21 protein-coding genes and 1 tRNA gene are annotated in these 23,102 nt (G+C 41.4%); 18 read left to right on the top strand and 4 right to left on the bottom strand.

Annotation, left to right across the window (positions count from 1 at the left end; all coding sequences use genetic code 11):
- Positions 1–459 precede the first annotated feature (459 nt).
- Complete coding sequence (locus tag ACFQ3S_RS08090) at positions 460–1,239, bottom strand: DNA-formamidopyrimidine glycosylase family protein (RefSeq protein WP_377163123.1); 780 nt, start codon at positions 1,237–1,239, stop codon at positions 460–462.
- Positions 1,240–1,859: 620 nt separating this feature from the next.
- On the opposite strand from ACFQ3S_RS08090, the gene ACFQ3S_RS08085 reads away from it, so the two are divergent.
- The 4 genes from ACFQ3S_RS08085 (at position 1,860) to ACFQ3S_RS08070 (ending at position 4,803) form a co-directional block, all read left to right on the top strand.
- Complete coding sequence (locus ACFQ3S_RS08085) at positions 1,860–2,264, top strand: DUF1761 domain-containing protein (protein WP_377163121.1); 405 nt, start codon at positions 1,860–1,862, stop codon at positions 2,262–2,264.
- A 483-nt stretch (positions 2,265–2,747) separates the two neighbouring features.
- The gene (locus ACFQ3S_RS08080; RefSeq protein WP_377163119.1) at positions 2,748–2,981 is read left to right on the top strand and encodes a hypothetical protein; all 234 of its coding nucleotides are present in this window, start codon (positions 2,748–2,750) and stop codon (positions 2,979–2,981) included.
- Positions 2,982–3,150: 169 nt separating this feature from the next.
- Positions 3,151–4,005 (top strand): aldo/keto reductase, encoded by an 855-nt coding sequence (locus tag ACFQ3S_RS08075; RefSeq protein WP_377163117.1) that lies wholly within the window; start codon positions 3,151–3,153, stop codon positions 4,003–4,005.
- A 63-nt stretch (positions 4,006–4,068) separates the two neighbouring features.
- Entirely contained in the window at positions 4,069–4,803 is a 735-nt protein-coding gene (locus ACFQ3S_RS08070; protein WP_377163115.1) for an SDR family oxidoreductase, read from the top strand.
- 92 nt (positions 4,804–4,895) lie between these two features.
- Here ACFQ3S_RS08070 and ACFQ3S_RS08065 read toward each other — a convergent pair whose 3' ends face one another.
- Entirely contained in the window at positions 4,896–5,186 is a 291-nt protein-coding gene (locus tag ACFQ3S_RS08065; RefSeq protein WP_377163113.1) for a YciI family protein, read from the bottom strand.
- A gap of 134 nt (positions 5,187–5,320) precedes the next feature.
- Between ACFQ3S_RS08065 and ACFQ3S_RS08060 the strand changes: the two genes are divergently transcribed.
- The 4 genes from ACFQ3S_RS08060 to ACFQ3S_RS08045 all read left to right on the top strand — a co-directional run bounded on the left by ACFQ3S_RS08060 (position 5,321) and on the right by ACFQ3S_RS08045 (position 8,559).
- Complete coding sequence (locus tag ACFQ3S_RS08060) at positions 5,321–6,481, top strand: galactokinase (RefSeq protein ID WP_377163111.1); 1,161 nt, start codon at positions 5,321–5,323, stop codon at positions 6,479–6,481.
- Between the two features lie 162 nt (positions 6,482–6,643).
- Positions 6,644–7,174 carry an RNA methyltransferase gene (locus tag ACFQ3S_RS08055; RefSeq protein WP_377163109.1) on the top strand — a complete coding sequence of 177 codons (531 nt, stop codon included), beginning with the start codon at positions 6,644–6,646 and terminating at the stop codon, positions 7,172–7,174.
- A gap of 16 nt (positions 7,175–7,190) precedes the next feature.
- Complete coding sequence (locus ACFQ3S_RS08050; protein WP_377163107.1) at positions 7,191–7,850, top strand: YdeI/OmpD-associated family protein; 660 nt, start codon at positions 7,191–7,193, stop codon at positions 7,848–7,850.
- Between the two features lie 157 nt (positions 7,851–8,007).
- A complete protein-coding gene (locus ACFQ3S_RS08045; protein ID WP_377163105.1) occupies positions 8,008–8,559 on the top strand; it encodes an acyl-CoA thioesterase in 552 nt (183 codons plus the stop codon).
- A 54-nt stretch (positions 8,560–8,613) separates the two neighbouring features.
- On the opposite strand, the gene ACFQ3S_RS08040 is transcribed toward ACFQ3S_RS08045, so the two are convergent.
- Positions 8,614–11,451, bottom strand: coding sequence for an FAD-binding and (Fe-S)-binding domain-containing protein (locus ACFQ3S_RS08040; RefSeq protein ID WP_377163103.1), 2,838 nt, complete (start codon positions 11,449–11,451; stop codon positions 8,614–8,616).
- Between the two features lie 284 nt (positions 11,452–11,735).
- Here ACFQ3S_RS08040 and ACFQ3S_RS08035 point away from each other — a divergent pair, with 284 nt between their 5' ends.
- Positions 11,736–12,320 (top strand): hypothetical protein, encoded by a 585-nt coding sequence (locus ACFQ3S_RS08035; RefSeq protein WP_377163101.1) that lies wholly within the window; start codon positions 11,736–11,738, stop codon positions 12,318–12,320.
- Between the two features lie 115 nt (positions 12,321–12,435).
- Here ACFQ3S_RS08035 and ACFQ3S_RS08030 read toward each other — a convergent pair whose 3' ends face one another.
- A complete protein-coding gene (locus ACFQ3S_RS08030) occupies positions 12,436–12,969 on the bottom strand; it encodes an SRPBCC family protein (protein ID WP_377163099.1) in 534 nt (177 codons plus the stop codon).
- A gap of 212 nt (positions 12,970–13,181) precedes the next feature.
- Here ACFQ3S_RS08030 and ACFQ3S_RS08025 point away from each other — a divergent pair, with 212 nt between their 5' ends.
- The 9 genes from ACFQ3S_RS08025 to mnmA all read left to right on the top strand — a co-directional run bounded on the left by ACFQ3S_RS08025 (position 13,182) and on the right by mnmA (position 23,002).
- Positions 13,182–15,128, top strand: coding sequence for a sialate O-acetylesterase (locus ACFQ3S_RS08025; protein WP_377163096.1), 1,947 nt, complete (start codon positions 13,182–13,184; stop codon positions 15,126–15,128).
- A 69-nt stretch (positions 15,129–15,197) separates the two neighbouring features.
- On the top strand, positions 15,198–15,878 hold the full coding sequence (locus ACFQ3S_RS08020) for a polysaccharide deacetylase family protein (protein WP_377163094.1): 681 nt from the start codon (positions 15,198–15,200) through the stop codon (positions 15,876–15,878).
- Positions 15,879–16,056: 178 nt separating this feature from the next.
- Positions 16,057–16,584, top strand: coding sequence for a Fe-S protein assembly co-chaperone HscB (gene hscB, locus ACFQ3S_RS08015; protein ID WP_377163092.1), 528 nt, complete (start codon positions 16,057–16,059; stop codon positions 16,582–16,584).
- A 17-nt stretch (positions 16,585–16,601) separates the two neighbouring features.
- Positions 16,602–16,681, top strand: a tRNA-Leu gene (locus ACFQ3S_RS08010).
- Between the two features lie 70 nt (positions 16,682–16,751).
- Positions 16,752–17,630 (top strand): DUF808 family protein, encoded by an 879-nt coding sequence (locus ACFQ3S_RS08005; protein ID WP_377163090.1) that lies wholly within the window; start codon positions 16,752–16,754, stop codon positions 17,628–17,630.
- 89 nt (positions 17,631–17,719) lie between these two features.
- Entirely contained in the window at positions 17,720–18,499 is a 780-nt protein-coding gene (gene kdsA / locus ACFQ3S_RS08000; protein ID WP_377163088.1) for a 3-deoxy-8-phosphooctulonate synthase, read from the top strand.
- 131 nt (positions 18,500–18,630) lie between these two features.
- Complete coding sequence (locus ACFQ3S_RS07995; protein WP_377163086.1) at positions 18,631–19,566, top strand: KpsF/GutQ family sugar-phosphate isomerase; 936 nt, start codon at positions 18,631–18,633, stop codon at positions 19,564–19,566.
- 822 nt (positions 19,567–20,388) lie between these two features.
- Positions 20,389–21,756, top strand: coding sequence for an NAD-dependent succinate-semialdehyde dehydrogenase (locus ACFQ3S_RS07990; RefSeq protein ID WP_377163083.1), 1,368 nt, complete (start codon positions 20,389–20,391; stop codon positions 21,754–21,756).
- 157 nt (positions 21,757–21,913) lie between these two features.
- Positions 21,914–23,002: a tRNA 2-thiouridine(34) synthase MnmA gene (gene mnmA / locus ACFQ3S_RS07985; protein ID WP_377163080.1), complete on the top strand. Its 1,089-nt coding sequence runs from the start codon at positions 21,914–21,916 to the stop codon at positions 23,000–23,002.
- Positions 23,003–23,102 lie beyond the last annotated feature (100 nt).

Genomic DNA, 23,102 nt, shown 5'->3' with positions numbered 1-23,102 from the left:
TTCGTTTCTAAATTGCAAAACAAATAAATTTTACCATATCCCCCAAGAATTATGCTTGATCCGTTATAAACGAACGCTAAACGGAAAGCAAATATAAGCGGGAAAATCTTTTAAAATAAGCAAGGCCCCTGATGGGCAGGGGCCTGTACTAACCAATTATAAACCTAAATTATGAGAAGAGCTGTAGGAGAAGGAGTCGAACCTTCACGAAGTGGTTATGCTTATTACTAAACTATTCCCATAACTCTCCGCCACCGCGACAAGGAGGTGTGTCTGCCAAATTTCACCATCCTACAGGATATATATTCTCTTTGTTGATACAAATATAACAGAACAATCAATTGCTTGCAAATTTTTTATTAAATAAAATTATTTTTTATTAATATTTTAATAAATTACAATTTTAAATAGAAATATTATAATTTACATCGTTAAAAATGCACTTGTAAACTTAAATTGTCAATTAAACAATTTTTGCTCTTCGGTATAATAAGTTTTACGCGATGCTAAAGGCTTTTGCAGGATAATCGCGCCACTGGGTGTAGTCTTCATTTTTGGGCGGTGTACCTGGAAAAAATCACGTAATTCGCCACTTATAATATCCGGCCTGGCTTTAATTATTTCTTTCACTGCATCCATCAATACTTTCCTGATCGACTTATCTAAAATTTTAATATGATCATCAGGGATCTTATTTGCTATTGAAAAAGGCGATAGGCAGGCATTGTACAGAATTTCATCGGCATAGGCGTTCCCAATCCCCCGTACCACATGCTGATCCATTAAAATAGTCTTAATTACCGATTTGCTTTTTTGTAAAGTATCCTTCCAAAACTTCAAGTTTACTTCTTTATCAAGGGCATCGGGTGATTGGGCCTTCTCCGGGTTTAGCGTTGGAGTAGCTTGTCGCTGAAAATCAGTCAGCGCTAAAGATGTACCTCCATCAAAATAAAGTTCAACTATCGTGTACTTATTTTCATTTTCTTTTTCAAACCAATGCAGTTGTCCATGCAACATTAAATGCAGCCCAAGCACGGTACCGTTTTTGAATTTAAAATGCAAATGCTTGCCCGAGCGTATAACCCCGGCAATAAACTGGCCTTGCAAAACATCTGTAAATTCATTAACAGTAACATTCAGTTTTTTAGCTTGAAGTACATTTACATTAACCAGTTTTTTGCCTTTTAAGGCTTTGGTTAGGTTAATACTAAATACTTCTAAGTCGGGCAATTCGGGCATAATTATTTAAGCAATAACGCTAATCTTTGTTTCGGATGCGGTTAAATGATTTTTTAAGCAGGTGTCTGATCTTATGCCGTGTTTCGGTTGGGCAGTGTTCTTCAAACATTAATTTGGGCATCACGCTACGCGTTCCACTAATTATAGGGTGCGGTGGATGCTGAACTTTAAAATATTCAGCATAATTATTCCGCTCGAGTTGGCTCGCATCTTTTACAAGCTCTGCAAAATGCGATAGCCTTTCATAAAATGCATTCATAATTAATTTTAATTATATACCTGATTATCAGCAATTCTTACGCCATAGTTGAAATTTATGAGTGCAAATATTTCCACAGCTTATTAACATATACAGCATGCTTTATCAACATTGCCCTATTTTGAAAACAAAGTAAAATATGTGCAATACCAGTTTCAAACTGTATTTTACTTTTAGTTGGGTTTAAATCCCTGCCGTTAAATTAAAAGTTATTAACATTAAATAAGCCTTATACCTGTTCCTCTGAATGTAACCCTTTAATCTGTTATTCATATTGATGCACGAGTATATAGCAGAAAATATTTTAAAAGTTAAAAAATGACTATCTTAACTTTTAATTCAACTCTAAATTTTAAACCTTATGGATTTTTCGACCCTTAATTATCCTGCTATTTTTATTGCCGCGTTATCGGGCTTTGCCCTGGGCGGTTTATGGTACTCTCCCCTGTTATTTGCCAACGCCTGGATGAAAGACAGCAACCTTACACCCAATGATATAGCTAAAGGCAACAAAGTTAAGATCTTCGGTTTCACGGCATTCTTTTTTGTGATTATGGCGTTCAACCTGGCTATGTTTTTAAATGATGCCAAAACAGATGCGGCCTGGGGTGCTACAGCGGGGTTTTTGGCCGGTATATGGACTTTCAGCGCAATTGCGATACATAGTTTGTTCGAGCTTAAATGCTGGAGGCTAATCTTTATAAACGGCGGTTACAGCATAGTAGCATTAACTATTATGGGTGCCATTTTAGGTGCATGGAGATAAGGATATTAAAGCTTGAGTATGTTGTTTATTTTTGTCACCACTAATTATTGAACATGTTGCCCAGTCCAGACTTATCTGCCTCAAACGCTTTAATAGCAAAAGCCTTTTTTATAGCGCAAAAATGCTTAATAGTTTCCGGTACCTCGAAAGGGGTGTAATCCATTCATCGGAAGTACGAAAAACCTTTTTTTACAAATATGATATATTGATGAGGTTTGCCTACAACAAATTTTTAGAAGACTTGAAACCGTTGCCCAAGCTATTGCATCAAAAAAATCTATGGTTATTACGTAAGGAAATCCGTAAAGAATTTAAGTTTTTATGGAGAATAAACATATTACTGAAAAGCCTCCCTTATTTAAGATTTACCGCATTCACGGGTCGTTTATAAGCCTATTTGCTTCTCTTTTCAATTTTTACAGCTATAAATCAAACAAAAAGCAATTTTGAATGGTTAAGCACAAAACTTAACTTAAAAACATTATGGCTAAGGCTAAAGAAGAAAAACCAGCATCAAGCGGAATTACTGCTTATTCTGTAAAGACCAAAACTAAAAATGTACCGATGATAGATCCTGTTATCGATATTAAATCGGGTCGTTACATTGCCACCGGTAAAGACAGCGAAGGCAACAAAATGGCTGCTATTATGGGTAAAGCCACTGCCGAAGAACACATCAAAAGCGGTGCTGCCAAAAAAGGTACTGGCTGGAGTTAATAAATGAGCAATAAGCGGATGTGCAGGTGTGCAAGTGTGCAGATAAATTCTGTGTGTAATGCACCCCTGCATTAACGCAATGTGCGTTACTACTGAACTGCACATTTACACTGGCGTGATAAACCTTACAATGTTCCTTTTGTTGTTTTAGCACATATATCTAATTATAATGGCTAATACCACATTCCAAAAAACCTTTAATTTAGGTGGTAATCTTACTGTTAACCGCCTTGGTTACGGTGCTATGCGCATCACCGGCGATGGTATTTGGGGTCCACCCAAAGACCATGATGAAAGCATCCGCGTTTTAAAACGTGCGGTTGAACTGGGTGTGAATTTTATAGATACTGCCGACAGCTACGGACCAGACGTTTCCGAAGAACTTATCGCTGAAGCACTTTATCCATATCCCGAAAGCCTCATTATAGGTACCAAGGGTGGTTTATTGCGTACCGGCCCCAATGAATGGCCTATAGACGCAAGCCCCGAACATTTAAAAGAAGCTTTGGATGGCAGCTTGAAAAGATTAAAGCTCGATCAGATAGAACTTTACCAGCTGCACCGTATAGATCCAAAAGTACCTGCCGAAAAAACTTTTGCCTTTTTAAAGCAAGCACAGCAAAACGGTAAAATCAAACACATTGGCTTATCAGAAGTTAATGTGGATGATATAAAAAACGCTCAGCAATATTTTGAGGTGGTATCGGTACAAAATATGTACAGTTTTGATAACCGTAAATGGGAAGATGTGCTCAATTATTGCAAAGAGCAAAACATCGCGTTTATACCTTGGTATCCGCTGAGCGGTGGCAATGTAAAGGCCGAAAAAGTGCTGCAAGATGTAGCCGATAAGCACAATTCTACCATTCATCAGGTAGCTTTGAGCTGGTTACTGCACCATGCCGATAATATTTTGTTAATTCCGGGCACCTCAAAAGTTTCTCACCTGGAAGATAACCTGAAAGCTGCTGACATTGCTTTAACTGCCGATGACATGAAGCAGTTGGATTCCATTTCCTCATAAATATACTATTACATCGTTGGCACAATATTAATTACCGGCGCTTTTTTTCTTAATTGTAATTATATGCAGCTTACTAACAATACCATACTAATAACCGGTGGAACATCAGGTATTGGCTTAGCCCTTGCCTTAGAGTTCAAAAAGCGTGATAATACAGTCATAATATGCGGACGGCGACAAGAACGTTTGGACGAAATTGCCGTTAAACATCCGGGTATCATTACACACACATGCGATGTGGCCGATGAACAACAACGTGAAGAATTAGTACAATGGCTGGTTACCAATTACCCGGATACTAATGTGCTGGTAAACAACGCCGGGATTCAGTTAATAACCGATCTCACCAAACCTGCCGATCTCAAACGCGTACGTTCGGAGATCGAAACTAACCTGGTTGCTCCTATTCACTTGTCATCGTTACTGGCAACACACCTGAGTGTTAAAAACGGCGCAGCCATTATTAATATATCCTCGGGGTTAGCTTTTGCACCCTTGGCATTTATGCCGGTTTACTGTGCTACCAAAGCCGCCATCCATTCGGTTTCTTTATCGTTAAGGCATCAATTGAAAGATACTCACGTGAAAGTTTTTGAAATTGCTCCACCTGCGGTAGACACGGAGTTAGGGCACGATCGGCGCGAGGATAAAAATCAATCGCACGGGGGTATGCCAGTTGACGAATTTATTACCGGCGCTATCGACGCACTTCAAAATGACAATTATGAAGCTGCCATTGGACAGGCCGGGCAGTTAAGAGAAAAACGCGAGTTGCTTTTCGACATGATGAACAATTAGTAGCCCCCTCTAAAATCTCCCCTGGGCAATACTTATGAAATATATAAATATTTAAAGCCCTCCCTCCCGGGGAGGGTTTGGGAGGGGCTTCTTTACACCACCGCCTGTTTAAACGGCTTAACGTCTACTACTTCCCAAACTTTGCCGGTTACATAAGGATCATTATTTTTCCAGTTTTCCATTTGTTCATCATTTTCAAACTGAACCATCATTACCGAGCCTATCATTTTTTCGTCGGCATTTAAAATAGCTCCACCAGCAATATAGTTGCCGTTTTCTTTCAGTTCTCGCACTTTATCTAAATGATGCGGTCGCACATCCATACGGCGCTGCCGGGCTTCTATGTCGGTATAATCGTATGCAGTTACTACGTATTGTTTCATATTTTTAGTTTATAGGTTTATAACAAGTACCGGCAACTCCGGTTTGCTTATAATTTCAAACCTAACCAACAATGTGCAAATTGCCGTAAAATAAAAAGCCGTAATTGTGAACAGCTTTTTTATTTTTGCTGAACATGACCATAGATCAACTCAAACAGCAATATAACACCATATTTAACCAGGAAGCTTTAGAAACCTATTTTTGCCCTGGCCGTGTTAACCTAATTGGCGAGCATATTGATTATAACGGCGGCCTGGTAATGCCTTGTGCCATTAACTTTGGTACCTGGATGCTACTTTCTCCTAACGAAGACAATGTTTTCAGGTTTAGAAGTGTGAATTTTGACGAAACTTTTGATATAGGCGTGCAAACCGCTTATGAAAAAACGGGCTCCGAATGGTACAATTACCCCTTGGGAGTATTGCACCATTTTGTTGAAGCCGGCAAACGTGTGCAGGGTTTGGATATTTTGTACTATGGAAATGTTCCAATAGGTTCGGGCTTGTCATCATCCGCCTCTATAGAAATTGCTACCGCATTTGCATTTAATCAGTTCTTTAAGAGCGATTACACCAAGTTGGAGCTGGTTATAATGGCTAAATCGGTAGAGAACAATTTTATTGGTTTAAGCAGCGGTATTATGGACCAGTTTGCGGTAGCCTTTGGCGAAGAAAGCAAAGCCCTGATGCTTAATTGCGATACTTTACACTACCAGGCGGTTGATGCCTATCTGGGCGATAATATTTTAGCGATCATTAATACGAATAAACCCCGTAAACTGGCCGAAAGTAAGTACAACGAGCGTGTGGAAGAATGTGCACAGGCACTGAACGCCCTGCAACAGGAACTCAGCATTAACAACCTGTGCGATATTGACGGCGACATCTTTAAACAATACGGGCATTTAATTACAGATGCTATAGTACACAAACGTGCCCGCCATGTTATAGAAGAGAATGACCGGGTAAAATTAGCCGCCGCTGCGTTGGCGGCGCATAACCTAACCGAATTCGGCCGCCTTATGTATGCCTCGCATAAATCTCTGAAAAACGATTACGAAGTAAGCGGTGATGAACTTGACACTGTAATAGAATACAGCCGGACAGATAACAGTGTAACCGGTGCCCGAATGACCGGTGCCGGCTTTGGTGGTTGCGCTATTGCCATTGTAAAAGCAGATGCCTTTGAAACTTATAGCCAAAACCTCATTAGTTTTTACACTGCGAAAATTGGTTATGCCCCTTCTGTTTATGCTACCCATATAAGCGATGGAGTACATGAGTTGGTTGGTTAGTTATTGAGTGTTATTAGTTGATTAGTTGATGGTTAGTTGTTGGTTCATGGTTAATAGATCATGGTTAATAGAGTCAATACAATTAGCGGCTTAATAGCTATGCAACAACTTTGTACCATCAACTATGAACTTCCCATATCAACCATGAACCACAAAAAATAAATGCGCAAACTAAAATTAGATGAGCTTAACCGGGTTTCGGTAGAAGAGTTTAAGGAACAAACTAAACTGCCTGTAGTTATTGTGCTGGATAGTGTGCGCAGTATGCATAACGTAGGTTCGATATTTAGAACCAGTGATGGCTTTGCGGTAGAGCAGATTTGTTTATGTGGCATTACCAGCCAGCCACCGCACCGCGAGATCGAGAAAACAGCCTTAGGCGCAACACAATCGGTCAACTGGACATATTATGCCGATGTTATTGAGGCGGTAGATTTGTTACGTAGTCAGGGTTATGTTATAATTGCCATTGAACAGGCGCAAAACAGTATAATGCTTAACGAGTTTGAGCCGCAGGCAAATCAAAAATACGCCCTTATATTTGGTAACGAAGTAAACGGCGTGAGCGATGAGGTAATGGCTAAAATTGATACTTGCATCGAAATACCACAATTTGGCACCAAGCATTCGTTCAATATTGTAGTATCGGCCGGTATTATATTGTGGGATTTTTTTTCCAAGCTAAAGTTGTAGCCCATAGTATTAGCCTATGAATGCCGTAGCAAAAAAGTTAATGATAAAACCCGGCCAACGCTGGCTTTTGATTAGTGCACCCGTTAATTATTTAGCGCTGTTAGATCCCTTGCCCCATGGTGTAGAGGTAAGCTTTACTGCCGACGGGAACTTCAACGGCATCCAGCTCTTTGCACTAAACAGCACCGAATTAGCTGCCAACTTACAGCACATTCAACCGGTACTGAAAGCCGGTACAATTTTGTGGGTTATTTATCCGAAGAAAAGCTCGGGCATAGCATCCGATCTGGAAATGATGGGCAGCTGGACTGAACCAGCTAAATATGGGCTGCGACCCGTTGCTTCAGCCGCTATCAACAGTAGCTGGACAGCATTACGTTTTCGCCCCGAGGAGCAGGTCAAACTATCAGAAACCCGTAACAGTGAGTTGCAAAAAAACGAATTTTCGGCCTATATTGATATTGAAACTAAAACCGTGACGCTGCCCGCCGACATGGAAGTTGCCTTGCAAGAGCAAGCCGTGGCTTATGCCAACTTTAATAAACTTTCATACGCTAACAAAAAGGAATACGTGCTTTGGATAGTAACTGCCAAACAGGGAAAAACGCGCGCCGAACGGTTAACAAAAACGTTAGACAAACTTTTGAGCGGCAAAAAAAATCCAGGTGATAAGTAACTTTTTATTACTGATAATAGTTATGTTAAATTTCATCTCTAACGATAGTAAGTGGTTCCTTTCAATAATAAAGTTGCTGTTTGTCAATTAAAAAATTTCTCATTACCAAGCTACTATTTTTAAATTTAAACTATTTTTTTACTAAAAGTGCAACATAATGGATGAAATTTATAAAACGGTAAAAAGTTCACAAACCATGCTAACCGAGCTCATGATACCCTCTTACTCCAACTTTGGCGGCAAAGTGCATGGCGGTGTTATTTTAGGGTTAATGGATAAGGTGGCTTATGCATGCGCGGCCAAACATGCTGGCAATTATTGTGTAACGGTATCTATTGATACGGTTAACTTCTTAGCTCCTGTTGAGGTGGGCGAACTGGTTTCGCTATTGGCTTCGGTTAATTACGTGGGTAACTCATCCATGGTGATAGGCATACGTGTGCAAAGCGAGAATATTAAAACGCAGCAAATTAAGCATACCAACTCCAGCTACTTTACTATGGTGGCTATGGGTGAAGACCTTCTCCCTGTTAAAGTACCGGCACTCATTCTACAAACACAAACCGAAATTAAACGCTTTTACGAAGCTTATCACCGCAAGGAGCTTACCCGATACTATAACGACGAGCAAAGCCGAATGAAGAACAAATCGGAAATTGAAGAAGCTATGCGGTTAATTAGTAACGAGCGTTGTAGGATAGAATTATAGCCCCTCCCAAACCCTCCCCGGGAGGGAGGGCTTTAAATGATTACTTACTAATAATTAAGGTGCCGTACACTCATCAACTAAGGTTAATATAGATTGGTAGTTTTTGCCAACCGCGTCAGACAGGGCAATTTCGCAGGTTTTAGATGATGAATAATAGCCACTGCATGTGGCTGCTTTAGCATCCTTAGCTTCTAAATGAGTTGCCGAACGGGTGAGTTCAGGAAAGAGAAAGCCCCTATCGCCCGCCATACCGCAGCAACCGGCGTGTACGGGTACAGTAACCTTATCGGCATAATGGCCCGCCACTACCGAAAACGCATTTTCCAACCCCATTTTTATGAGCGAGCATACCGGGTGCAACACTATATTCTTCTTTTTAGCCACCACCTGGGTTTTAGGAATGATGTGGTCCTGCACGTATTCAATGCTATCCAATATAGTCAGGGCATCGTATTTAGCCTTATTATCGTCGGTTAGTTTACTGCGGCAATTGCGCAGTGTTTGGGTGCAGGAGCTAATGTCGAGTACGATTGGATGTTTACCCTCTGCCGATGTTTCCCAAAGCTGGCTGATGGTTTGATTAACCGTATAGGCATGCGCGCCGGTAAACCCTTTCGACGAGTAAATCTGTCCGCAGCAACTGCTGCTTAAATTTTGCGGGAATATAACCCGGATACCTGCCCTGGCCGATACATCCATAAACGTTTGCATAACCGGCTTTTTCCCTTTTTCAGCCTCACCCATTACCCGGTTAATACAAGCCGGATAGTACACCACTACACCATTAGCACCGGCCAGTTGCCCTCCTTTAGGCAACGCGGGCGCTACCGCCAATTGGTTTGACCAAAGCGGGAATGCCGGGATAATCTTCTTTAGGGTCAACGTAATTCCCCGCATGGTATCGGGCCCAAAAACATTGTTGAGCAATACCCCTGTACGTAAAGCAGTTTTTACAGCTACAGATACCAACCCAAAATTTTTAGCAGTAAACATTGCCACGTTATTGGCCGTACCCGAATGATTTTCTACCCGGAGGCGTTTAACCAAATCGCCCGTATTAATATCTACCGGGCAGGCCGTAGCACAAAGGCCGTCTACCGCGCAGGTATCTAAGCCCTGGTATTGGTACTGTTGTACTAATTGATGATGTTGTATGGTATTGCCCTGTAGTTTCAGTTTCGTAATCTCGCGCCTAACAACGATACGTTTGCGGGGGGTCAGGGTAATATCGCGGCTGGGGCATATATGTTCGCAAAAACCACATTCCATACAGCGGTCAACCTCCTCCTCTACCTGCGGCAAATCTTTTAGGTTACTAATGTGTGCGGCCTTATCGGCATTGATAATTACGCCGGGGTTAAGTAAATTTTCGGGATCGATTATCGCCTTAACAACTTTCATAATCTCGTAGATCTCAGGCCCCCATTCCGTTTCCACAAAGGGCGTCATATTACGGCCGGTGCCGTGCTCAGCTTTGAGGGTTCCCTGGTATTTATTAATCACCAAACTTACCACTGCTCTAATGAAGCGGTCGTACCGGTCAATTTCAGTTGGTGTATCAAACGCTTGTGTTATTACAAAGTGGATGTTACCATCTTTAGCATGACCAAATATAATGGCGTTATGATAAGCGTATTTTACAAATAGTTGCTGCAAGTCTAATATAGCATCGCCCAAATACTGCACGGGAAACGCTACATCTTCAAGGATAACGGTTGTACCGCTTGCCCGTACCGCACCTACCGCCGGGAACATGCCCTTACGCACCTTCCACATTAAGGCTTGCTCTACCGGGTCAACCGTAAACTGCACGTCGTTTAATAATTGCAGGTTAGGCACCAAAGCAGTAAAAATTGCTATTTTTTTATTTACTTCTTCTATAGTATCAGCCTGGTATTCAATTAGTAATGCAGCTGCGGTTAAAGGCAGTTCTTTAATAATGGCTGGCATACCCTTTACATTTTCAACAGAACGCAGTGATGCCCTGTCCATTAATTCAACCGCCTCGGCGCCCGATTGGGTTAACGGCAAAATAGCTTGGCAGGCCGAATATATATCGGGGAAGTATAGCATGGCTGTTGACTTGGCCATATAATCGGGCACGGTGTTCATTACTGCCTCGGCTATAAAACCCAGCGTACCTTCGGCCCCTATCAGCAAGTGGCTTAAAATATCCAGTGGGTGTTTATAATCAATAAAAGCATTTACCGCATAGCCAACTGTATTCTTGGTTTCATACTTTTTACGGATCAAATTATACAGCTGCCTATTGCTAAGCAGTTGAGCTCGTAAAGATGTAAGTGTTTTAAAAAGCTCGGGGCACTCGTCTGCAAATCGGCCGTAATCGGCCCTGTTTTCGGTAGAAAATAATTGACCGTAGGGTAGCATAAAACGGATATGCTTAATGGTATGGTAAGAGTTTTTACTTACCCCGCAGCACATACCGCTGGAATTATTGGAAATAATGCCACCCATCATGGCCGAATTAATACTGGCCGGATCAGGTCCTATTTTTTTGCCGTATTTTTTTAAGTACGTGTTCACAATGGCGCCAATTGCACCTGGCTGTACGCGCACACTCTCACCGGCATCTTCAATGGTAATTTTGCGCCAATGCTGGCTCAGGTCTACCAAAATACCATCGGTTACGGCCTGGCCCGATAAACTGGTACCAGCCGTGCGAAATACCAAAGGAATATGATACTGCTTTGAAAAATGGAACAGATTTTTAACCTCCTCTTCCGATACCGGTAGTACCACCGCCTGCGGACGTAAATAATAAAAACCAGCATCAGAAGCCGATGCCACCAGATCGATGAGTTTGGCTTTGATCCTTTCTTTTGGTAAAATATTTTCTAATAACCGGGGTATATCCATGTGCGAAAAAACCATTGCATTTTAACAATGTAAAGTTAACGCACAAAAAGAGGTTATCTGCTAAATTAGGTGACTTTATGCGGTTTTTTGAATAATTTAGAATAGTTACAAAGCATCCCAACTGTTATATATAGTTTTTAGCTGAACTTACACCTGCAACTGAATCGCCGGTTTTTAATTGTTAATTACTTGTAATATAATAGTTATTTAACCCGTGGTAAACCTTGTCAATAATTTGCCTTTGTAAAACAATTAAGATGCTAAAACCTTATTAAACTATACATCAAAAACAAAAACCTATGGTACCCAATGATGATGAACCAACCCAAGATTACCCCCATGCATCTGAGCAACCTGCTCATGCGCCTGCCGGTGGTTATAAGGTAGAAGATGATGATAATTTAGAAGAAAAAGATTTAAAACGCAGTTTTTTAGGCGGCGAAGATGCCAACCCAAACCAGCACGGTTACGAAAGCCACGGCATGGGCGGAGAAAGCTTTGGAGAAATTAATGAAACCCGTTCGGGCGATGACCTGGCTAACCCATCGCGTAACGCAGGTTATACAAATGATTATTTTAAGCGTACCGAGCCGTTACAAGAACACCCTGAAAATCAAAATTTTAAACCAGTAGAACAAGAAGGAGAACCCGACATGAACCAAGGAAAAGAAGAAGTAGCAGGCTACCGCGAAGCCCCCGAGCAGCAAAAAGTGGGTGGTGTGGAAGACGATCATAATCAAACACAGGAAGGAACATCGGATAATGATGGCGATCAGCAAAAAGTAAACCAAGACGATTCGGATACGCCCGGAACAGCGTATTATAAGCCTGAAGATGATAAAGGTACGCCCGATTACGGCAGCCACAGCCCCGAAAATAAGTAAATTAATTTTTAGTGAATTATAAAACAGACAAATAAGAAAACGGCTTGTAAGCAAAAGGGCGCTTTTTTATCTGTCTGTTTTTATTTTAACTAAACAGGCCTTACAAATAATTAACTTAGCGTTCTAATAAACTTTTTAAATTCGACAATCCTGTTTCCAGGTCCTTGCCCAGCATAGCTTCCATATTCATAAATAAAAGCATAATATTCATAGGGTACGGCATTTGGCTTGCAAATCCCCAAGTTACCATGGTAGTATTAAGTTCAATATTCTCGGTAAATATATGCGCTTGGGCAATGCCTGCAAATGGCTTAATAAAGCGAATCTCGTAATCTACTCTTGTGCCATTGGTAAGTTTAAGGATTTCCTGTTCACCTTTTCCAACACCTTTTTTGTCACTATCCCAGGCCGATATAAAACCAACGGCGGCGTCTGTACCGGTATAAGTTTTTCTCATATCTGGGTCTGCCATGGCCCACTTGATATAATTATCCTGGTTCCTTAAATATTTTACATATTCATAAACTTCTTCTGCCGGTTTATGGATGATAATTTCCCTTTGGAGCGAGTAGGCCTTGCGCGAAAACAAAGCAACGATGAGCACTAAGACAATAATGCCTGCTATAAAGTACAAAATGGTTATAATCATAATAGTGGTACTTGAGATGGTTTTACGGGTTATTGTTCGATAAAATAATATAATATAAAGTTAAACGAAAGCAGATTAATTTAAAGGTGTATATCCGGCAATATACAGGGTTAATTGCGACATATACTTTATGGATTTATAATAAATATACAATCGATTGCATAAATACTTAAAATTATTTGCCACTTTTACTTTAACCAATTCATCCATCCATGAGCCTCTTGAATAAGCTATATGTTATAGCGTTAATTACAACCTTTTTATTTACAGTGCCTGTATTTGCTCAGCTACGTCTCCCACAATTAGTAAGCGATGGCATGGTGTTACAACGTGATACCAAGATCAACATTTGGGGATGGGCCGCTCCTGCCGAAAATATAGCTGTTAAATTCAATGGTAAAACATACAAAGCTACTACGGCTGCCAATGGCAAATGGACCACTACCCTACCCGCATTAAAAGCAGGCGGACCATACACCATGCAAATTGATGCCAGTAACCATATTTTAATTAAAGATATACTGGTAGGCGATGTTTGGTTTTGTGCAGGCCAGTCTAACATGGTTATTAACATGGAACGGGTTAAAGAAAAATATCCGGATGATATTGCAGCTGCCAACTATCCACAGATCCGTAACTTTTTTATACCGACAGTATCTGACGTTCGTGGTGTGCATGATGATTTGCCGCCAGGCAAGTGGATAGCTGCCGATCCGCAAACGGTACTCACTTTTGGAGCAGTTACTTACTTTTTTGCAAAAAAAATTCATGAGCAATACAAAATTCCTGTTGGCATTATCAACTCGAGCGTTGGGGGTACTCCTATTCAAGCCTGGATCAGCGAAGACGGCTTGAAGGAAATACAACCCTACGCCTCACGCGTTACTCAACTAAAAGATACCGCTTATTTTAACCAGATAACCAAACCAGCCAGTCGTTCACTATCAAATAATAATATAAAACAGATGGACAAGGGCTTAACCGGAGCGAAAACCTGGTTCGATACCACTTATATTGCACAGGGATGGCATAAGTTCTGGCTCCCCGGCTACTGGGCCGATCAGGGTGTGCAAGGTTTAAACGGCATCCTTTGGTTCCGTAAAGAAATTATGGTTCCGGCAAGTATGGCCGGCAAACCTGCTAAACTGTTTATGGGCCGTATAATTGATGCCGATGAAACCTATGTGAACGGAAAGTTGGTTGGCAACATTACTTACCAGTATCCTCCCCGCCGATACGAGATTCCGGCAGGGTTGCTTAAAGCCGGTAAAAATATTATTGTGGTTAGGGTAACCAATACCAGTGGTAAAGGTGGCTTTGTTCCTGATAAGCCTTACTTTTTAACTGTTGAAAGCCAAAATATTGACCTGCGCGGCGACTGGCAATACCAAGTTGGCCAGGTATTTTCACCGGTGACCAGTTACAACTCTGTGTTTTCGGCACAAAACGAACCTACCGGTTTATATAATACCATGGTTGCACCTGCTATTAATTATTCCATTAAGGGCGTATTATGGTATCAGGGCGAAACCAATGCTGGCAGAGCTGCTGAATATAATCAATTATTACCGGCATTAATAGCCGATTGGCGTACTCGCTGGCACCAACCAGCATTGCCATTTATTTATGCACAATTACCTAACTATATGGATGTTAGATACCTGCCATCCGAAAGCAGCTGGGCGCAACTGCGCGAAGCACAACTCAATACTTTGCAGGTACCCAACACCGGTATGGCCGTGGCCATTGATGCCGGCGAGTGGAATGACATCCATCCGCTTAACAAAAAAGATGTGGGTGAAAGATTGGCACTGGAAGCAAGGCGTGTTGCTTATCATGATAACAAAGTGGTGTCGTCGGGTCCTATTTATCAATCTGCACAAGTGAACGGTAACCGTATAACTATTACCTTTAACCATATAGGTAGCGGCTTAACGGTAAAAGGCGGAGGCGAACTTAACCAGTTTGCCATTGCAGGAGCTGATAAAAAGTTTGTTTGGGCTACCGCAAAAATAGAAGGTAACACAGTAGTTGTTTTTAACGATGCGGTTGCAAATCCAATATATGTGCGTTACGCCTGGGCAGATAATCCAGAGGGAGCTAACTTATATAACCATGAAGGTTTGCCGGCTTCACCTTTCCGCTCGGATAAACCTTAATGATTTTTACTTCAGCTATTTCGAGTTATGAAAAAAAATAGATGTGTATTATTTACTACGGCGCTAATAATGGCATGTTTACAGGGATACGCTCAACAAAGCACACCCTGGAATAATAAATCGTGCGCGGTCGTGCTCACTTATGATGATGCCATTAATGATGATTTGGATAATGTGATACCCGCCTTAGATTCTATGAAAATGAAGGGAACCTTTTACCTCATCGGTTCTTCGCCGGTAGTTGCCAAACGTATGGACGAATGGCGACAGGCGGCCAATCATGGCCATGAGTTGGGTAATCATGCACTGTTTCATCCCTGCGATGGCAGTTTGCCCGGTCGCAGTTTTGTAAGTCCCGATCATGATCTGAGCAAGTACACCGTGAACCGTGCGGTCGATGAGATCCGAATTAACAATACCCTGCTTAAAGCAATTGACGGAAAACACAAGCGCACATTTGCCTACCCTTGCGGCGACCGCCAAATAGGTGATGTGTTTTTTTATAACCAGTTGAAAAATGAATTCTCAGGTGCGCGCGGCGTTACCGGTGGCTTAGCCACTGCAGATAAAGTAGCACTCGATAATATTAATTGCTATTCCATTAACGGTCAATCCGCTCAATACATGATAGATTTGGTAAAGCAGGCACAGCAAAGCCATACTTTACTGGTTTTCCTGTTTCACGGTGTGGGTGGCGGCCATAGTTTAAATGTTGATATACAAGCACATAGTAAATTACTTAAAGGCTAACGAAAGAAATATTTGGATAGCACCTATGGTTGATGTTGCCGAAAAGCTAAAAGCAACACAAGCTGCAAAGTAAGCCAGGCACCTGTTATTTTAACGAATTATTAAACATTTCACAAAACAATATCAAATTCAATAACTTTAACCCCATACATACCGGCACACCCGGGGGTGAGAAAATATGATTAACTATTTTGAATTTTACAATATACCCGAAGCTTTTGAAATAGATGCCGCGGCGTTGAAAAAGAAGTTTTACGCGCTAAGCAAACAGTATCATCCCGATTTTTATGCCAATGAAGATGAAAACAAACAACAGGAAATACTGGAAATATCTACTATAAACAACAAGGCTTACCAAACCCTGAGCGACCCCAATAAACGCTTAGAATACATCCTGAAACAGCATGACCTGGTAAACGAAGGTGCCAAACCTCAGCTGCCGGCCAACTTTTTAATGGAGATGATGGACCTGAACGAGCGCCTGATGGAGGTAGATGATGCCGAACACCTGGCTAATATTCGTGCTGAGGCATTGGCTGTAGAAGACGACCTTAACAGTGAATTACAATTATTAACTATTGACTATCAAACGCTTAATGACACCGCTAAAAAAAGCCGTTTGAATAGCATTGCAGATATTTACTACAGACAAAAATATTTGTTGCGAATTAAAGAGAGTTTAAATACATTTGCATCCCGCTTCTGAGAAAGTGGCGTGGCAATGCCCAGCTGGCGGAATTGGTAGACGCGCTGGTCTCAAACACCTGTGGGAAACCGTGCCGGTTCGACTCCGGCGCTGGGTACAAAGCCTGATATGAAAATATCGGGCTTTGTTATGTATAAATTTACTGACCACAGCACAACTATATACATATGGCGACTGGCTTTTTTGCAATTTTAGATGATATAGCAGCGTTAATGGACGATGTTGCAGTGACCACAAAGGTAGCTACAGGCAAAACCGCTGGCATATTGGGCGATGATTTAGCTGTGAATGCTGAAAAAGCTACCGGGTTTGTATCCTCACGTGAACTGCCGGTGCTATGGGCCATTACCAAAGGGTCTTTTGTTAATAAGCTTATTATCCTTCCGGTAGCATTACTGCTTAATGCATTTTTTCCCGTAGCTATTAAATTAATCTTAATATTAGGTGGATTATACCTGGCTTACGAGGGCGTTGAAAAAATTATTGAGTACTTCTTTCATCATGAAAAAAAAGGGCATGAGGTAATTGCAGAAAGTAAGCAAAATGACGGCGAAGCGGAAAAAGCGAAAATCAAATCGGCAGTAACTACCGATTTCATTTTGTCTATCGAGATTGTGATAATTGCCTTAGGAACTGTTTTAACCGAAACACTCATCATACAAATAGTTACCGTTTCGGCTGTTGCACTTTTGGCAACAATTGGTGTTTATGGCATAGTTGCCTTAATTGTTAGAATGGATGATGCAGGCAATAAATTAATTTTACATGCTAACCATAAAGGATTTTTGGCATCACTTGGTCATTTACTCGTTAAATCGCTGCCTGTCATCATCAGGGTTTTAGCCGTTGTAGGAACCATTGCCTTAATCCTGGTTTCGGGTGGAATCTTTGTTCACAATATTGAGTTTGTTCATCACCATTTCCCTAAACTACCGTCGATAATTAAAGAATTTGGATTTGGTTTGGTTGCGGGCTTAATTACAATGGCAGTTGTAGCCGGGGGCAAAAAAGTTGTTTTTTTATTTAAGAAACCATCAAATTTGTAGTAGTACCCGGTATCACAGCAACTCTTGAATGCGTGACTATATCAAAAACAAAAAAACCTACCTTTGCTCCCACTAATTATAATTACAGAATGACACTTTTTGAGCAAATACAGCAAAAGCCTTTTTTTATATTAGGTCCCTGCGTAATAGAAAGCCAGGAACTATTGTACCAGGTGGCCGAACAGGTGGCCCGTGTACGGGAAAAATACAAAGTTCCGGTTATTTTTAAATCTTCGTTCGATAAGGCCAACCGCACTTCCGTAAGTTCATATCGCGGTCCGGGTTTAGAAAAGGGACTGGAAATGTTGCAAAACGTAAAAGACCGTTTCGATTTGCCCCTCACTACCGATATTCACGAAAGCAACCAAGCCTCAATTGCCGGTCAGGTAGTCGATATTTTACAGATCCCCGCATTTTTATGCCGCCAAACAGACTTATTAGTAGCCGCTGCTCAAACCGGGAAAATAGTGAATGTTAAAAAAGCACAATTCCTTTCAGGACAGGACATGTTTTATCCTGCACAAAAAGTTGTGGAAGCTGGTAATAACCAGGTGATGCTTACTGAGCGTGGCAACATGTACGGTTATAATAATTTGGCGGTAGATTTCAGGAACATTCATGATATGAAAGCCTTTGGCTACCCGGTTTGTATGGATTGTACGCACTCGGTACAACGCCCAGGCGGTGCGGGCGGCAAAACCGGCGGCGACCGTACCTTTGTACCGATGATGGCCCTGGCAGCCAAATCTTTTGGTGCCAATGGTTACTTTATGGAAATTCACCCCGACCCGGATAATGCCCTGAGCGATGGCCCTAACATGGTTAAGCTACAGGATCTGGATAAAGTAATGGAATCCTTATTGAATTAGTTGTCTGTTATCAGAGGTCGGTTGCCTGAGTCTGAATAAGAACTAAGTTTAGCTAAGGTACATAATAAAGACAACAAGAAACAGACGACTATTCACACAACACAGACCACAGAAATCTGACAACAGAACAAATGCAGCACATTGCCAAAAAAGTTTTTCAGGATGAAATAGAATCATTGCAGGAAGCGGCCGCTTTAATTGACGGGCAGTTTACGCTGGCCATTGAAGCTATTTTGCAAAGCAAGGGCAAATTGATTATTACCGGTGCGGGCAAGTCGGGCTTAATTGGTAAAAAGATTTCAGCCACGCTGGCAAGCACCGGTTCCTCCAGTTTTTTTATGCATCCTACCGAGGCATTTCATGGCGACTTGGGGATGATAGGCCAGGATGACCTGGTTATATTGATATCCTACTCGGGCGAAACCGATGAAGTGATCAAGATCATCCCATTCCTTAAATGGAATAAAAACCAAACACTTAGCATAACCGGCAATCCTAATTCCACCATTGCTAAAAATACCGACCTGCATTTAAACGTACACATCACCCATGAGGCTTGCCCGTTAAAGCTTGCGCCTACATCATCAACAACCGCAACCTTGGTTATGGGCGATGCCTTGGCCGTGGCATTAATGGAAGCTCGTAAATTTCAACCCGAAGACTTCGCCCGCTTTCATCCGGGTGGTAGTTTAGGCCGCAAGTTATTGGTAAAGGTTAAAGATGTGATGCGTACTGATAAATTGCCCTTCATTACCGAAGATGCCTCCTTCACCGAATTGCTGCTCTGCATGTCGGAAGGTCGGCTGGGTATGGTGATCGTAGGCGATACCGAGTATGTTTTAGGGGTAGTAACCGATGGTGACCTGCGCCGCGCGTTAATGCAGAATCCTGACACCAGTACGCAAACCATTGCCACCATGATGAGCCATAACCCGGTTATGATACAGGAGGATGAATTTATACACGAGGCAGATTACCTAATGATGACTAAAAAAATCACTACCGTACTGGTAGGCTCTCCTGCAGAGCGTAAAATAAAGGGGATCTACCAGATCTATACAAGCTAAACACACCTGCGTCACACTAAAAATTTTCGAGATACTGTTGATAAGTTGTAATACATTTACAACTATGCACAAACATTTGAACGAAACCGAACAGAAAGATATTTATACAGAATTTAAGCTACTGGTAAAGATGTAGGCTTCAGAACTGAAGAAGTGGCTTAAAATCAAAAAAAGTTGGCTGGGACAGCGGGACGCCAATCCATTAGGCACAAATCCGGCGAAAAAAATTATCAGTATCTTACATAAAAGAAGAAGAGTTAACTGATGCTGATTACAAGCACATGCAAAAGTTGCAGGTTACATTAAGCGGCATTCTGTACAAATGCCAAATACCAATGCAACAGATACGAATTGGAATTATTCCCTAAAAAACTGGGGAAATAACTACAATAATCAATAATAGCATGTTAACTAATCATTCACTACGTTACACTTATATTACGTAATTGACAATAGCTACGAAGCAGATTATTAGTAAAATAAAGCCTTGTAATTTTTGCTCTACGGTTAACTTATTCAGGTTGATATTTGGCTGAGTCATAAAACAAATATAGGCCTGGGCTTAAATTTCGCAATAGTCCAAATCATTTTTATGAAAAATTCATCTCATTTATATTGTTGGTATCTATTCATTACGAAACCAGCCATTTTGTTAATTAAATAACATCAATTTATTGTGTCGTTAATATACAACTGCAGTTTTAAATGGGCAAATACAAACAATAAACATCACAACTATACGCTATAGCACTGTTATTATAAGGTATAATCACCTGAATACTTTAATTATAATTTAAACTACCAGCCAGTAAATCTAAATATATGCTTCTAAAATCTATTAATCCGGCCAACGTTAACTTCATAAAATCTTACGAGAGTGACACCAAAGAGATCATTTATAAAAAAATAGAGCAAACGCATACGGCCTGGCTCAGCTGGAAACATACGCCGTTTAACGAACGTGCTAAATTGCTTAACCAATTAGCCGAAGTTTTACAAAGCCGCAAAAACGAACTGGCTACATTAATGGCTCAGGAAATGGGCAAGCCTGTTAAGCAAGGTATTATTGAAATGGAAAAGTGCGCAGCTGTGTGCATGTATTACGCCGATAACGCTTCCGGCTTTTTGAGCGACCAAATAATTGAAACCGACGCTCAAAAAAGCTTTGTTACCTTTCAACCTATTGGTGTTGTACTGGCTATAATGCCCTGGAACTTTCCATTTTGGCAAGTGTTTCGCTTTTTAGCCCCTGCCCTGGCGGCTGGCAACTGTGGTGTGCTCAAGCATGCATCTAATGTGCCAGGCTGTGCATTGGTAATTGAGGAAATGGTTAAGCACGCTGGTTTTCCGAAGCATGTATTTCAAACCTTATTAGCCGGTAGCGAGGAGGTAGATGCCATGATTGAAAACCCACTTATAAAAGCAGTTACCTTAACCGGTAGTACACAAGCCGGTATAAAAGTGGCCCAAAAGGCAGGTTCGGTTTTGAAGAAAACAGTTTTAGAATTAGGAGGCAGCGATGCTTATATAATTTTAGAGGATGCAGACCTGGAACTGGCCGCCACCACTTGTACCGACAGCCGATTAATCAATAGCGGGCAAAGTTGCATTGCTGCCAAAAGATTTATCGTGATAGAATCGGTCGCCGAAAAGTTTACTGAGCTCATGTTACAAAAGATGAAAACCAAATACATGGGCGATCCTTTAAATGAGCAAACTGATGTTGGGCCGCAAGCTCGTGTTGATCTGCGTAATGAACTGCATGAGCAAGTTCAACGATCCATACAAGCAGGCGCAAAATGTATTTTAGGTGGCAAATTACCCGAAGGCGATAATGCCTTTTATCCGCCAACTATTTTGACTCAGGTAACCAAAGGCATGCCAGCACACGACGACGAACTGTTTGGCCCTGTAGCAGCTATTATAACAGCGCGTAACGAAGCCGATGCCATCCGTATAGCCAACGAAAGCATGTTCGGTTTGGGTGGTGCCGTGTTTACCAAAGATGCAATAATAGGCGAAAGCATTGCCGCCACTCAATTGGAAGCTGGTTCATGCTTTGTAAATAGCATGGTAAAGTCTGATCCACGTCTACCATTCGGCGGCATCAAGCAATCGGGTTATGGTCGGGAACTGGGAATGTTTGGCATGTATGAGTTTGTAAACATCAAAACGATATTTGTGAAATAGTAAGCACTAATAATTTACATAATCTTTATAAATTATTGATTACTAAATTAAAATAAACTTTAGTTTAGCATTTATAATAATATGTATACCAGGTTTTACCCTAACCTGACATGCATATTTCGGGTAAATGCCTATAAAGCTTATCTTTGTAACTGATATGAGTAAGCACGGGAGAATTTTAGTAGCCATGAGTGGTGGTGTTGATAGTTCGGTAGCAGCAGTAATGCTGCACGAACAGGGCTATGAAGTAATCGGGCTTACCATGAAAACCTGGGACTATGCCTCCTCTGGTGGTTCTTCTAAAGAAACCGGCTGTTGCAGTTTGGATAGCATAAATGATGCACGTGCTTTAGCTGTAGGATACGGGTTTCCGCATTATATATTAGATATCCGCAGCGAGTTCGGCAATTACGTGATCGACAACTTTGTGGATGAATACTTAGCCGGCCGTACTCCCAACCCATGCGTGCTGTGCAACACCCACATTAAATGGGAAGCTTTACTTAAACGTGCCGATAAGCTTGATTGTGAGTTTATTGCCACCGGCCATTACGCTAATATCCGCCAGCAAGATAGCGGCCGTTATGTAGTATCTAAGGGTAAAGACGAAAACAAAGATCAGTCGTATGTACTTTGGGGCGTAACGCAACAAAACCTGGCCCGTACACATTTCCCTTTAGGTGGTTTCAGCAAACCAGAGATACGCCAGATGGCTGTAGAAATGGGTCAATTAGAATTAGCTGGCAAAAGCGAAAGCTACGAAATTTGCTTTGTGCCTGATAACGACTATCGCGCCTTTTTGCGTAATAAAGTAGAAGACCTCGACGAACGTGTGGGCGGTGGCAACTTTGTACTGGCAGACGGCACCGTAGTGGGCAAACACAAGGGCTATCCTTTTTATACCATAGGTCAGCGCAAGGGTTTGGGCGTTGCTTTTGGTCACCCTATGTTTGTAACACAAATTAACCCGGCTAATAATACCGTAGTTTTAGGTACTCAAGATCAACTGGAGCGTAAAGAAGCATGGGTGCGAAACCTAAACCTGGTTAAGTATGATACCATTACCGAACCTTTACAAGCTGTAACCAAAATACGTTATAAAGACGCCGGTGCCGAAAGTACTATTCAGCAAATAGGCGAGCACATGAAGGTTGATTTCCATCACAATGTTTCGGGTATTGCGCCGGGTCAGTCGGCTGTGTTTTATGAAGGCAACGACCTGTTGGGCGGCGGCTTTTTAATGTAGTAGGTATCCCTAAAACATCTCTAACTTCTCAAGGTTTTTTGAAGCATAGCAATAGAAAAATATAATTTTATGCAGTATGTGAATTTTTGTATCACATAGT

The sequence above is a fragment of the Mucilaginibacter terrae genome, assembly GCF_042679325.1.
Lineage (GTDB): Bacteria > Bacteroidota > Bacteroidia > Sphingobacteriales > Sphingobacteriaceae > Mucilaginibacter > Mucilaginibacter terrae.
Note: the sequence above shows the minus strand (reverse complement) of the source record. Positions and strands in the feature narration are given on the sequence as shown.

Coding starts and splice junctions, on each gene's coding strand:
- ACFQ3S_RS08065 (WP_377163113.1), bottom strand. CDS start 5,186: ATGAAACAATACGTAGTAACTGCATACGATTATACCGACATAGAAGCC.
- ACFQ3S_RS08085 (WP_377163121.1), top strand. CDS start 1,860: ATGGATTTTTCGACCCTTAATTATCCTGCTATTTTTATTGCCGCGTTA.
- ACFQ3S_RS07995 (WP_377163086.1), top strand. CDS start 18,631: ATGCAGCACATTGCCAAAAAAGTTTTTCAGGATGAAATAGAATCATTG.
- ACFQ3S_RS08060 (WP_377163111.1), top strand. CDS start 5,321: ATGACCATAGATCAACTCAAACAGCAATATAACACCATATTTAACCAG.
- hscB (WP_377163092.1), top strand. CDS start 16,057: ATGATTAACTATTTTGAATTTTACAATATACCCGAAGCTTTTGAAATA.
- ACFQ3S_RS08020 (WP_377163094.1), top strand. CDS start 15,198: ATGGCATGTTTACAGGGATACGCTCAACAAAGCACACCCTGGAATAAT.
- ACFQ3S_RS08090 (WP_377163123.1), bottom strand. CDS start 1,239: ATGCCCGAATTGCCCGACTTAGAAGTATTTAGTATTAACCTAACCAAA.
- ACFQ3S_RS08030 (WP_377163099.1), bottom strand. CDS start 12,969: ATGATTATAACCATTTTGTACTTTATAGCAGGCATTATTGTCTTAGTG.
- ACFQ3S_RS08080 (WP_377163119.1), top strand. CDS start 2,748: ATGGCTAAGGCTAAAGAAGAAAAACCAGCATCAAGCGGAATTACTGCT.
- ACFQ3S_RS08025 (WP_377163096.1), top strand. CDS start 13,182: ATGAGCCTCTTGAATAAGCTATATGTTATAGCGTTAATTACAACCTTT.
- ACFQ3S_RS08045 (WP_377163105.1), top strand. CDS start 8,008: ATGGATGAAATTTATAAAACGGTAAAAAGTTCACAAACCATGCTAACC.
- ACFQ3S_RS08070 (WP_377163115.1), top strand. CDS start 4,069: ATGCAGCTTACTAACAATACCATACTAATAACCGGTGGAACATCAGGT.
- ACFQ3S_RS07990 (WP_377163083.1), top strand. CDS start 20,389: ATGCTTCTAAAATCTATTAATCCGGCCAACGTTAACTTCATAAAATCT.
- ACFQ3S_RS08075 (WP_377163117.1), top strand. CDS start 3,151: ATGGCTAATACCACATTCCAAAAAACCTTTAATTTAGGTGGTAATCTT.
- ACFQ3S_RS08050 (WP_377163107.1), top strand. CDS start 7,191: ATGAATGCCGTAGCAAAAAAGTTAATGATAAAACCCGGCCAACGCTGG.
- ACFQ3S_RS08005 (WP_377163090.1), top strand. CDS start 16,752: ATGGCGACTGGCTTTTTTGCAATTTTAGATGATATAGCAGCGTTAATG.
- ACFQ3S_RS08055 (WP_377163109.1), top strand. CDS start 6,644: ATGCGCAAACTAAAATTAGATGAGCTTAACCGGGTTTCGGTAGAAGAG.
- ACFQ3S_RS08035 (WP_377163101.1), top strand. CDS start 11,736: ATGGTACCCAATGATGATGAACCAACCCAAGATTACCCCCATGCATCT.
- mnmA (WP_377163080.1), top strand. CDS start 21,914: ATGAGTAAGCACGGGAGAATTTTAGTAGCCATGAGTGGTGGTGTTGAT.
- kdsA (WP_377163088.1), top strand. CDS start 17,720: ATGACACTTTTTGAGCAAATACAGCAAAAGCCTTTTTTTATATTAGGT.
- ACFQ3S_RS08040 (WP_377163103.1), bottom strand. CDS start 11,451: ATGGTTTTTTCGCACATGGATATACCCCGGTTATTAGAAAATATTTTA.